At 69.6% G+C, this 11,893-nt stretch carries 9 protein-coding genes and 2 pseudogenes; 3 read left to right on the forward strand and 8 right to left on the reverse strand.

Annotation, left to right across the window (positions count from 1 at the left end; translation table 11 throughout):
* Positions 1 to 77 precede the first annotated feature (77 nt).
* Positions 78 to 626: pseudogene (locus O7595_RS06820) on the forward strand (MerR family transcriptional regulator); the annotation flags it as partial.
* 4 nt (positions 627 to 630) lie between these two features.
* Here the strand turns inward: O7595_RS06820 and O7595_RS06825 are convergent.
* The 8 genes and pseudogenes from O7595_RS06825 to O7595_RS06860 all read right to left on the reverse strand — a co-directional run bounded on the left by O7595_RS06825 (position 631) and on the right by O7595_RS06860 (position 9,591).
* Positions 631 to 1,158, reverse strand: coding sequence for an SMI1/KNR4 family protein (locus O7595_RS06825; RefSeq protein WP_269727832.1), 528 nt, complete (start codon positions 1,156 to 1,158; stop codon positions 631 to 633).
* 285 nt (positions 1,159 to 1,443) lie between these two features.
* Positions 1,444 to 4,244: pseudogene (locus tag O7595_RS33820) on the reverse strand (DNRLRE domain-containing protein); the annotation flags it as partial.
* A 417-nt stretch (positions 4,245 to 4,661) separates the two neighbouring features.
* Positions 4,662 to 5,834, reverse strand: a complete 1,173-nt coding sequence (locus tag O7595_RS06835; protein WP_269727833.1) for an acyltransferase family protein — start codon at positions 5,832 to 5,834, stop codon at positions 4,662 to 4,664.
* Between the two features lie 138 nt (positions 5,835 to 5,972).
* Positions 5,973 to 6,311 carry an XRE family transcriptional regulator gene (locus O7595_RS06840; RefSeq protein WP_269727834.1) on the reverse strand — a complete coding sequence of 113 codons (339 nt, stop codon included), beginning with the start codon at positions 6,309 to 6,311 and terminating at the stop codon, positions 5,973 to 5,975.
* A 46-nt stretch (positions 6,312 to 6,357) separates the two neighbouring features.
* Positions 6,358 to 6,765 carry a peptide-methionine (R)-S-oxide reductase MsrB gene (msrB, locus tag O7595_RS06845; protein ID WP_269727835.1) on the reverse strand — a complete coding sequence of 136 codons (408 nt, stop codon included), beginning with the start codon at positions 6,763 to 6,765 and terminating at the stop codon, positions 6,358 to 6,360.
* A 36-nt stretch (positions 6,766 to 6,801) separates the two neighbouring features.
* Positions 6,802 to 8,196: a UDP-N-acetylmuramate--L-alanine ligase gene (gene murC / locus O7595_RS06850; RefSeq protein ID WP_269727836.1), complete on the reverse strand. Its 1,395-nt coding sequence runs from the start codon at positions 8,194 to 8,196 to the stop codon at positions 6,802 to 6,804.
* Between the two features lie 42 nt (positions 8,197 to 8,238).
* Entirely contained in the window at positions 8,239 to 8,709 is a 471-nt protein-coding gene (locus O7595_RS06855; RefSeq protein WP_269727837.1) for an indole-3-glycerol phosphate synthase, read from the reverse strand.
* 102 nt (positions 8,710 to 8,811) lie between these two features.
* Positions 8,812 to 9,591 carry a pyrimidine reductase family protein gene (locus tag O7595_RS06860; RefSeq protein ID WP_269727838.1) on the reverse strand — a complete coding sequence of 260 codons (780 nt, stop codon included), beginning with the start codon at positions 9,589 to 9,591 and terminating at the stop codon, positions 8,812 to 8,814.
* A 609-nt stretch (positions 9,592 to 10,200) separates the two neighbouring features.
* On the opposite strand from O7595_RS06860, the gene zapE reads away from it, so the two are divergent.
* Positions 10,201 to 11,256 (forward strand): cell division protein ZapE, encoded by a 1,056-nt coding sequence (gene zapE, locus O7595_RS06865; protein WP_269732398.1) that lies wholly within the window; start codon positions 10,201 to 10,203, stop codon positions 11,254 to 11,256.
* 61 nt (positions 11,257 to 11,317) lie between these two features.
* Positions 11,318 to 11,743, forward strand: coding sequence for an OsmC family protein (locus O7595_RS06870; RefSeq protein ID WP_269727839.1), 426 nt, complete (start codon positions 11,318 to 11,320; stop codon positions 11,741 to 11,743).
* Positions 11,744 to 11,893: the final 150 nt, after the last annotated feature.

The following is an 11,893-nucleotide window of genomic DNA, read 5'->3' on the forward strand; positions in this document are numbered from 1 at the left end:
GCCCCCCGTAGGCCGGCCCGGTACGAGTACCGTAGGAACTCCCCCTGAGGGAGGTTCAAGCCTTGCCGCCGGATGCCATGTTGACCATCGGGGAGCTCGCGGAGCGTGCGGGCGTCACGGTCAAGACGGTCCGCTTCTACTCGGACCGCGGCCTGCTCCCCGAGTCCGGCCGGAGCGCGGGCGGGCACCGCCGCTACGGACCCGAAGCCCTGGACCGGCTGCGGCTGATCCGCTCGCTCCGGGAACTCGGCCTGCCGGTGCCCGAGGTGCGCCGGGTCATGGAGAGCCGGGACGACGACGGTACGAACGGCGATGCCCGTGCGAACGACGACGGCACGGGCGACGTACTCAAGTCCGTCATCACCACGCAGTTGCAGGAAGTGGACTCCCAACTGTCCGCTCTGCGCTGGCGGGAGGCGTCCCTGCGGCTGCTGCGGGACTGCGAGGCCGGCGAGCGCTCGGAGCGGCTGCGGCTGATCGGCGCGCTGTCCGCGCCGCCCAGCACGGCGCCGATGGCGCGGTTCTGGCGGTACTGGCTGCCGCCGCGACTGCCGACCCGGGTGATCTCGGCGTTCCTCGACCAGGCCGTGCCGCACCTCCCCGACGACCCGACGCCCGCGCAAGTGTGCACTAGGAGGGCATGAAGTAGGGAGCCTGCCCATTGGCCCCGAACGCGCCAAAGCCCTCAAACGACTCGTCCACCAAAAGGCGGTACACGAATTCACTCATCGACATATCGTAGCGCCGCCAGCCTCCTGTATCTTCTCGGGCCAGCACTAGCCATGTATCAGGCTTCTTCGAATCGTCGGCAAGCCATGCGAATTCGTCACCCTGACTGCTCGCTCCCCATTGGAGAATTCCAACCGGATGCCCTGGCCGATGAAGGCCATAAGGGCGGTAGCCGTTCATCACCACCGGATGCCGTTCAACGATCTGGCGATTCGCCTCCTGGGACTCTGCCAGCTCCGAGTCCACACCGCCCCCCGAGGCGTAGACGGTCAGATAGTCGCAGAACTCACCCCTGCCGAACGCTTCGCAGAACTCCCTGTAGTCGGCGGGCAGCGCACCCCCCAAACGGGACTCAATCCCTGGCCAATCGATGGCGAGGCTAAGTGGACGCTCATCGACAGCCGTCATGAGCCGATCAACCCAGGTCATCGCTTCCTCCCCTGGGGCACGTTGTTAATACGCACACCATCGGCACCGCCGATGCTACCGACCCACTTCAGATCCAGATACTCCGGCCTCAGACTGTTACCGCTCGATGGTGGTCTCGGTCAGGACGCGGCCCAGTTCGTCGTAGGTGGCCTCGGTGCGCGCGCCCGCGGAGTGTAGGCGGGCAGCGTGACGGCCACCTGGCGGCCGAGCTTGTCCACGTCGCTACGGGTCACCGAGCCCCGGGCGTCCCGGGACGCCGTCACCTCTCCGAAGGTGTTGTAGCCGACCGGCGACGGAGGGGGCGGAGCCGAGGGCGACGTCGCGGTAGATCGCCTCGTTGAGGCCGGTGCGCGACGGGGCCTCACTGCGGACGGCAGAGCCTTCGGACTCGCCCAGCCGCCAGTACGAGAGGGGATTGGAGTCGAGCACGGCGGCGCGGTAGAGGGACCCGCCTTCATAGGAGTAGGTCGTGCACTGGGTGGAGGAGGACGGCGGGCAGACCTTGGTCAGCCGATCGTCACTGTAGCTGTACGTCCAGGTCAGGCCCGGTGTGCCCGGTCCGGTAGCGCTGGTCGTCACAGACGAGACATGCTGCCCGGTCCAGGTGAATGACAGGCTGCGCCCGGACAGGTCGTCGATCACCTTGGTGAGCGGCCCGCCGTCTTCCTGCGCACGCACCAGGGTCTGGCCCCGCCCTGCTCCGTGGTACGTGGCGCCGGATCGGTCACGCACGACCCAGCCGTCGCCCTGGCGGGCGAGACGGCTGGTGGAGCCCGACGGTCCGGAGTACTCACCGTTCAGGTTCTCGCCGTACCGGGCCTGCGAGCCGTCAGCAGCTGTGATCACGACGGTACGGCTCAGCGGTTCTTCACGCAGCCGCGCGTCCCAGCGGGTGGACCAGCCGGCGCCGAAGGCACCGTCCGTGCGGGGGTCGAGCGAGTTGTAGGTGCGGGTGACGGCCAGTTCAGGACCGACTGTGGACACCGCCGCATCGGTGGCTGCGGTGCTGTAGTTGCCCGCACGAGCACCGAACTCGCGGCCGGAATCCGAGCCGCCCAGATGGCTGGTGACCCCGGGCTGCGGTACTTCGGTGCTGAACAGGGCAGGCCCTGGACGAGTCGAGGTGGCCGCACCGTCGTAGACGTACGCGTACCACGCATATGTCTTGCCCCAGGTGAGCCAGCCGTCCGGCACGGCCCACTGCTGGTTCGCGCCACGGGTGTTGGTGCGGCAGTTCTTCCGCGTGTCCTTGCCTTCGACCTCGCAGACTTCGAACTGGTACTGGAGAGCCTGGGGATAGCGGTCCTGATCGGTGCCACCGGCCCACAAGGTCGGGGTGAGCGTGTCGAGTACGACACCACTGGCCGGGGATTCGGCGGTCAGCTGCGGCGGGATGTTGGCCGACGAGAACTTGACCGCCGGTCCGGGAATGCCCTGGCTGCTGAAACGCGTGACACCGACCTCGTCCATGGTCCACAGGATCGTGTAGGTCGCCGGGGCCAAAGGAGCGATCGTGGCGTCCAGGGTCACGCTCTCACCGGGGGAGATGTCGCTGGGCATCGCGGTCCAGCGGATCTTCGCGGAGTCCGTGATCTCCTTCTTGCTCGCGTCGTACAGGTTGTAGCGGAGCTTGAAGTTGCCGCCCTTGGGCCAGGTCTGCCGGCCCTGGTTCGTGACGGTGACCTTCATCCTGCCTTCGGTGGTGGCGGTCACCGGGCTGGTGAACTGACCGAGTCCGTAAGTCGCGCCGTACTTGGTCCATGTGATGTCGAGGCTCGGCTTGGCACCCGGATAGTCGTCGGAGCCGAACTGCTTCCAGCTCTGGAGTCCGTGGTCGAAGCCTTGACGGCAAGGCCGTAGTTCTTCTTGCGGCCATGGGTCCAGTCGTCGACCAACCGGCGTCCTGCTCCACCGAGTTTGATGCTCTCCCAGGCCGGCCCACAGGACCAGCTGCTGGCACCTTCCGGTCGCCATCCGTGCGCGAAACTCCTTGAAGCGAGCGACGCACCCGTGGCCGGACCGGGATACTTCGTCGTAGTGGTCTCCGCCCAGTTGGACGTGATCGGGTGCACAGTCACCGGTCGGGCGGTGCACGAGCTTGACCATGTGTTGTACAAGGCGAGGTCCGCACTCAGAACCCATGCGTTCTTGAGCGTCGTCTCCACTCCGGTGAAGCGGAGGAAGGCGGCGGCCTCGTGCCCGCCACCATCGTACGTGCCGACCTTCAGAACCGTGTTCGTCGAGAAGTCGGTGTTGTAGGGGTGCTCGACGTAAGTGCCCGATGTGGCGTTGAACGACGTGACGGACGGGTCGACTCGGACGGGAAAGACCCGCTCGGGAGCGGCCAGCCACTCCTTGTCGAGGGAAACGGTCAGTACCTGGCGCCCGTTCTCGGTGGTGAGGCCATAGTCGACCTTCTCGGAGATGGCGCCCTCGTTGGCGTTCGCGGCGAGCTTGGAGTCCTCCATCCAGCCGCGCGGCATACGGGCACGCTCGTTGCCGGACCCGTCGACGAAGACCACTCCCCCTTGGCCGTCCAGCCGAGCGGTCACCCCCTGCAGTTCCAGCGGGAAGCGCCACTCGGTGGGAGCGCTCTTGTCCTTGAGGACCAGGACTTCCTTCACCGAGGTGCTGCCGGCGAGCAGTTCGAGGTCAGCGGACGGTCGCACTCCGGAGTAGGTGATGGTGCTGCCCTGCACCTCGCCGCGAGTGTGCGCGGCGCCCTCGACGGAGTAGCCGACTGCGACCCCGTCGGCCACGCTCATGCTGATCAGGGGGGCAGCATCGGCGAACACCGCGAACGTGACGTCCGACTCCGTCGAGAGCGGCTCCCAGACGTCATCAGAGGCACTCATGCCCCGCAGACCCGTCCGCCTCACGAGTGTGGCGTCGATCTCCGTCCAAGCGCCTTTGGTCTGCCGAAAGTTGACGGGTTCGTTGTAGAAGCGTGTGGTGTAGGAGCCGTCCCTGTTCAGGAACGTCCGAGCGCGCTCGGCACGTTGCCCGACGATCTCCTTGCTCGACTTCTCGTCGAAGCCGTGCGGGATTCCGGGCGCGGGCGTGGGAACAGGCTGGGCCTGGCCCATAGTCGGAGGCTTGGGCTTCCCGAGGTCCACCGGCGCCGACGCCCCCTGCTCGGGGGACAACTGTCCCGGAGCACGGAGGGCGCCGTTCCGGCCGCCGGATGTCGTGGCGTCCGTACGGTCCGGCAAAGCCCGGTTGCTGCGCCCGTCTGCAGTGCCCCAGTGTTGGTCCGGCCGCTCGCCTGCTTCCACGGCGGCGGGATCGCGCCAGGAGCCGACTGCGAGCGCGGCCTGCTCCGTTCCTGCAAGCGCAGCCATGGCAAAGGCTACGAAGACAACAAGAGGACGCGCAGCACCCACGAACCTGCCCCCCACACCGGTGATCACGTAGGGGGAAGTTGTAGGCTTCTTCACATGTAAGACACAACTGCCTCAGGGTCGTTGTGAGATTGAACACCGGCCATACCGGATGATCCCGGATCAGTTCTGCCGCACCGTCTCGCCCGCAGGCCGCTCCTCGCCGATGCGTCCGCCATCCGCCGGTACACGCGGACCGAAGCCGCGCAGCCGTCGCTCGAGGGGGTGCTCCACCCAGCGATAGGCGCACGCGGACAGGGCCAGACTCACCGCGACGACCACCAGCCACACCATGGCGGTGTCGGACAGTCCCTTGGGCCGGCCGTGGTTCGCCACCCACACCCGGATGACGATTTCGTGGATCAGGTACCAGGCGAACGACCAATGCCCAAGGTGTACGGCCCACTTTCCGCCGAGTCCCGTCTTCCGGCCGTTCAGGTCCGCGTGCGCGGCCGCGGCCACGAGGAGCGCGAAGAGCGGCGTGGAGAGAAGGTGCGAGGCGTGGTACGGGCCGTACCAAAGAGCGTCGGAGACGGCCCTCGACCAGGCAATCAACACGAGGTGCCAGCCGATCGCCAACGATATGGCGGACCACAGGCCGATGGGCGGCCGCCAACCGCGGGCCACCGCGAGCCCGGCCACCACGCCGAGCAGAAACTGCAGAGTACGGGTCAACGGCAAGTAGTCGAGCGCCCAGACGCGCGGCACCCCACTGGCGATCAGGGCACCGCCCAGCCACACCAGAACTACGCCCGCACAGACCATCACCCAGATCCAGCGCCGTCCTCGGATCGTGCGCACAGCCGGAAGGGCCATCAGCATGGGGAAAATCAGATAGAACCATGCCTCGTCGCTGAGCGACCACGCTGCGGGATTGCCGCCCTTCAGTATGACCTGGTCAGGTATCCAGGCGTTGACGAGCAGCAGCGTCGCGGCCACGGCCTTCGTCGACACGGCCATGCCGAGCGCGACCCACACCCCCACGGACAGCATCGTCGTGGCGGCGAGGAGCGGCCAGATACGGGCGAAGCGGCGCCAGAGGAAGACCTTCGCGGGTACCTGCCGGCCGTCGTACGTCCACGCAAGGACGAATCCGGACAGTACAAAGAAAAAGGTCACTCCGCTGCGGCCGTACCAGGCCAGCTCACTCGCCCCGGGTATCTCGCCGACCTGCCGCGAGAGGTGGTACGCGACCACCAGGAGCGCCGCCCAGAAACGCAGTCCTGTGAGGGACGGGAGGCGATCCCTGCTGGACGGGACGGCGGAGGCCCGGCGGCGGGGGGTTCTGTGTCGCATGAGGTGATTATCGGAGGGCGCGCAGGCCGCGATCGTACCCCGAGCCACTCGTGACGAGCGGGCAGGGCCCGGGAGCGTTTCGCCATCGCGCACCCGGACCCAGTCCCGGTCGGCTCCGCGGAGCACGCGAGGGAGGGATCAGGCGACGGTGTACTCCGTGTCGCCGAAGTCGGCCACCACACGGAGCCTGCCTCCCAGCGCCTCCACATAAGACCGCAGCGTCGCAACCTCCGTCCGGTCGGCGTTTCCGTGCTCGATCGCCGACACCCTGGGGGCAGAAACCCCCATCGTCTCGGCGACGTCCTTCTGGGTCAGCGCCTGCTCCCTCCGGATCTCCGCGAGCCGGTACGCACGGACCTCGGCCATCAGCCGGTCCATAGCCGCCTGCTTCTCCTCGGCAGAGCGGACCGGCAGCCCGGCAGCCTCCCGGCGCCCGCGCAGCTTGCGCTTCGTCTCCTCCCAACCGACAGTGCTCATTCGTACTCCCTGGTATCGAGACTGACCGGCGAACGGCGCGGACCCCTCAGTCCTCGGCCGGCTCCAGCCTCAGCGAGATCGAGTTGATGCAGTAGCGCTGGTCCGTGGGCGTCGGATAGCCCTCGCCCTCGAAGACGTGCCCGAGGTGCGAGCCGCAGCGCGCACACCGGACCTCCGTGCGGACCATGCCGTACGTCCGGTCCTCCAGCAGTTCCACCGCGTCCGAGTCCTTCGGGTCGTAGAAGGACGGCCAGCCGCAGTGCGACTCGAACTTCTCACCGGAGGTGAAGAGCTCGGCACCGCACGCCCGGCAGGAATACACACCCTTGGTCCTGGTGTCCGTGTACTCACCGGTGAAGGCGGGCTCGGTCCCGGCCTGCCGGAGCACGGCGTACTCCGCGGGGCTCAGCTCCGCGCGCCACTGCTCGTCCGGCTTGTCGACGTCGTAGGCCATGATCGGTCTCCCTCACCACTACGGCCCCGAAGGGCCTCAGTCCGACAGACGGGCCAGGATCTTCGGACCGAGGTCCGTCACATCGCCGGCCCCCATGGTGAGAACCAGATCCCCGGGTGCGGCCATTCCCGCGAGCACCTCCGGGACGCTCTCCTTGTCGTGGACGGGGGTCACCCGTGCGCCCGCCGCCTCCGCGGCATCGATGATCATCGCGCTGGTGACGCCGGGGATCGGGTCCTCGCGGGCCGGATAGATGTCGAGGACCACGGAGGCGTCGGCGAGCGCGAGGGCCCGGCCCATCTCGGCGCCGAGCTCCTGGGTGCGGGAGAACAGGTGCGGCTGGAAGACGACGAGCAGCCGCCGGTCACCCGCCGCGGCGCGCATGGCCTCCAGGTCCGCGGTCATCTCGGTGGGGTGGTGCGCGTAGGAGTCGATGACCTGGACGCCCTTCACCTCGCCCTTGAGCTGGAGGCGGCGGCCCACACCGGTGTAGGCCGTGAGGGCGCGGGCCAGCCCGGCCGGGTCCAGGCCCAGCCGGGCGCCGGCGGCGAGGGCGGCGGCGGCGTTGTGCGCGTAGTGGCGTCCGGGGACGGAGACGGTGAAGGTGATCTCCGCGGCGTCCGGAAGGACGACCGTGACCTCGCTGGTCATGCCGTGGGGCGTGATCGAGCGGATCCGGACGTCGGCACCCTCGTCCTCACCGACGGTGACGACGGTGAGGTCCGGGCGGCCGGATACCCGAGAGGCCAGCTCGCGGGCTCCGACGTGCTCGCCGACGACCAGTGTTCCGCCGGCCGGGATCTTGGCGACGAAGGCCTCGAAGGACTGGTGGATCTCGTCCATGGAGGCGTAGTTGGCGTGGTGGTCGAGCTCGACGTTGAGGACGATCGCGACGTCCGGGTCGTACTTCTGGAAGCTGCGGTCGCTCTCGTCGGCCTCGGCGACGAACAGGTCGCCGTCTCCGTGCCGGGCATTCGTGCCGGGCCCGGCCAGGTCGCCGCCGATGGCGTACGACGGATCGAGCCCCAGCTCCGTCAGGGCCACGGCCAGCATCGACGTGGTGGTGGTCTTGCCGTGCGTGCCTGCCACCGCGATGGTGCGCGAGGTGCGCATCAGCGCGGCGAGGGCGTCCGATCGGTGGACGACCGGTACGCCGAGCTCGGCGGCACGGGCCAGCTCGGGGTTGTCGGCGCGGATGGCGCTGGAGACGACGACGCAGGTCGCGTCGTCCGCGAGGTGCTCTGCGGCGTGCCCGATGTGCACGGTCGCGCCCAGCGCCCGCAGCGCCTCGGCCGTCGCGGACTCCCTGGCGTCACTGCCCGCGACCTTGGCGCCCCGCTGGGCGAGGATCTTGGCGATCCCGGACATTCCTGCGCCGCCGATGCCGATGAAGTGCGGCCGTTCCATGGCGTTGGGGATGCCGGATGCCATGCGCGTGTCTCCCAGGGTGCGACGTCGTACGAGGGCCCCAGCCTATTCGCTGTGCGCGAAGAGCTTCAGCACCGGTACGCCGACCTTGTGCCGGGCACGGGAGGCCCAGTCGCGGTGGAAGAACTCCTCGACGTAGTGGGGCGCGGTCAGGACGATCACCTCGTCGGCTCCGGCCTCCTCGACGACGGTCTTCATCTTGTCGATCGGGTGCTCCTCGACGACCTGGCCGACCGCCTCGGCCCCGGCGGCCCGCAGGGCGTTCAGGGAGTGCACGAGGGCGAGCTCCGCAGGCTGCCGGGCCTTCGCGCCCTCGGGCTCCTCGCCCTCGCGGACGGCTTCCTTGAGCTCGCCCATGGCCACGTCGTCGATGGCGCGCAACAGCAGATCGGCCTGGTCGCCGCGCGGCTGCATGAGCACGATGAACGACACGGGCTCGTCCCCGTGCAGCGTCGTGACGAATTCCACGTCGGTCGCCGTGAGGGGCTTCTCGATCATCAGTACGCTTGTGAACACGTCAGGAGCCCTTCTGCCGGAACCGTCCTTCCCCGTGTCCGTACGGGGTCTGCGAGTAGTGTGCCCGGCCGGAGCAAACCGGTACATAACCTGTCGCGAACGTCAAGTCCGACGGTATCGGGTGAAGAGGAACCCGGCCTCCTCCAGCAGGGACGCCAGCGCGAAACGCTCCGGCACCGCCCGGTCGGTTCCGTACGCGATCCGCTGGGCGGAGCCGGAGGTGAGCGTCGGCGACACCGTCAGGCACAGCTCGTCGAGTACCCCGGATCCGACGAATTGACCCAGGAGCCTCGGCCCCCCTTCTGTGAGCAGCCGCCGCAGGCCGCGTCCGGCCAGCACCTCGACGGCGCGGGCAGGGTCGACGCCCGTCCCGTCGCCCGCGACGAGGACCTCCGCCCCGGCCCCCTCCGCGGCGGCGACCCGCTCCGGCGGCGCGGAGGCCCCGGTGAGGACCAGCGTCGGCACCAGGGGGGAGGTGAAGAGCGGCAGGGAGAAGTCGAGGTCGAGGCTCGCGCTCACCACGGCGATCACGGGGGCGGGGGCCTGTCCGGCGGCCGCACGGCGGCCCGCGAAGGCGTCCCGGGCACGGGCGGGGCGGTAGCCCTCCTGCCGTACCGTCTGCGCACCGACGACCACGGCGTCGGCCAGCCCCCGCAGGGTGCCGAAGATCCGCATGTCCGAGTCGGACGACAGCGGCTGCGACTTCCCGTCGTGCTGGGCGGCCCCGTCGAGGGACGAGACCATGTTCGCCCGGAGCCAGGGGACCTCCGTGGCCGGATAGGCGTAGGCGTCGGCCAGCTCGTCCAGCCCCCACTCGCGGTCGGTCGCGGCACGGGCGCCGGCGGGGTCGCTGGGGTCGGGCAGGGGGAACAGACGTCGCATACCGAGCAGTCTGGCACGGCCGTGCGTCCACATGACGCGGCCGCCGGAGCAGGCACGCCGGCGGCGGCGACCTCGCGTCGAGGCTCCCGGTCGTGTACGCCCCGGTCGGGTACATCCCGGCATGTACGCTCCGCTCGCGCACGTCCGGGTCGTGTACGCCCCGCTCGCATACGTCCCCGCTCGCATACGTCCTCGGTCTCGTACGTCCCGCTCGCGTACCGCGGGCCGCGGGCACAGGTGCTCCGCCGCCGAGGGGCACGTGCGACGAGGGGCCCCACGGGGAGCCCCGGGAGCGACCCTCCTCCGGCTTAGCGGGCACGCGGCTCGGACGGCCGCTCCGAGGCCCCTTCCAAGAGCTCTTCCGACGGCACCTCCGAGATCCGTCCGAGGCCGGTGCGAGATCCGTCCGAGGCCGGTGCGAGATCCGTCCGAGGCCGGTCCGACGGCCGCTCCCGGGCACTCGCCGTTCCGGGAGCGTGGGACGCGGGGACGTGCGACTGCCCGGGGTGGCCCTGACGTGCGAGGACGCCTGCCGTCCCCGGGCGCTGGACGCGCGGGGCGGCCGTCCCTCCGGACTCAGTAGAGTGGGGGGTTGTGTCGACCACCCCCATGACCGAAGCCGTCCCGCTCTCGCTGTGCGCCCGCGAGCCCCGTGTCCCCGCCGACCGCCTGGTCGCGGAGATGGTGCCGCCGCCGCGCTTCGACTCGGTGCGCTTCGAGACGTACGTCCCCGATCGGAACCAGCCCAGCCAGGCCGAGGCGGTCACGGTGCTGGGCTCGTTCGCCGCGGGTCTGGGCGGTGCGCACGCCACCGGCAGCGGCAGGCGCCGCTGGTTCGCGAAGAGGCCCGCGGCGCCTGCCGCACCCAGGGGGGTCTACCTGGACGGCGGCTACGGCGTCGGCAAGACCCATCTCCTCGCCTCGCTCTGGCACGCCACACCCGCCGAGCCGTCCCTCAAGGCGTTCGGCACCTTCGTGGAGCTGACGAACCTGGTCGGCGCGCTCGGTTTCCAGCAGACGGTGAAGACCCTGAGCGGTCACCGGCTGCTGTGCATCGACGAGTTCGAGCTGGACGACCCGGGCGACACCGTTCTCGTGTCGACGCTGCTCGGCAAACTCGTCGAGGCGGGCGTCGCCCTCGCGGCGACCTCCAACACCCTGCCGGGCAAGCTCGGTGAGGGCCGCTTCGCCGCCGCCGACTTCCTCCGCGAGATCCAGGGTCTGTCCGCGCACTTCCGGCCGCTGCGGATCGACGGCGAGGACTACCGCCACCGCGGCCTGCCCGAGGCGCCCGCGCCGTTCTCGGACGAGCAGGTCACCCGGGCCGCGCACGCCACCGAGGGCGCCTCGCTCGACGACTTCCCGCAGCTGCTGGAGCATCTCGCACGGGTGCACCCCAGCCGTTACGGCGCGCTGACGGACGGCGTGCGCGCGGTCTGCCTCACCGACGTGCGGCCGGTGCCGGACCAGTCGACGGCACTGCGGCTCGTCGTGCTCGCGGACCGGCTCTACGACCGGGAGGTGCCGGTACTGGCCTCAGGCCTCCCCTTCGACCGGCTGTTCAGCGACGAGATGCTGAAGGGCGGGTACCGGAAGAAGTACTTCCGGGCCATCTCCCGGCTGACGGCACTCGCGCGGGACGCCAAAGGCCTCGTCGAACAGTAGGTTCCAGTAGGTTGGGCCCGGTTGGAACCGATTCATTGAATGCTTTGAGAAGGGATCCATCATGGCCACCACGCGCCAGGCCCACACCGTCTGGGACGGCGACCTGCTCTCCGGCTCCGGCGTCGTCACGTTCGACTCGTCCGGCATCGGCGACTTCCCCGTCTCCTGGCCGTCGCGAGCCGAGCAGGCGAACGGCAGGACCAGCCCGGAGGAGCTGATCGCCGGCGCCCACTCCAGCTGCTTCTCCATGGCCCTCTCGCACGGTCTCGCGGGTGCCGGCACACCGCCCACCCGCCTGGAGACCAAGGCCGACGTCACGTTCCAGCCGGGCGAGGGCATCACGGGCATCCACCTGACCGTCGAGGGCCAGGTTCCCGGGCTCGACCAGGAGGGCTTCCAGACGGCCGCCGAGGAGGCCAAGAAGAACTGCCCGGTGAGCCAGGCCCTTTCGGGTACGACGATCACGCTGACGGCGAAGCTCGCGTAGGCGAAGTTCCGTAGCACGGGGGGGGTTCGCGCGGCACGGCGATGTTCCGTGGCACGGCGAAGTTCGCACAGCACGGCGAAGTTCGCGCGGCAGCGCCTCACCGCCCGCGCGGGGCCCTCACCACTCGGGCGGCACCGCGCGGCCGTCGCT

The organism is Streptomyces sp. WMMC940, from assembly GCF_027460265.1.
Taxonomy (GTDB): domain Bacteria; phylum Actinomycetota; class Actinomycetes; order Streptomycetales; family Streptomycetaceae; genus Streptomyces.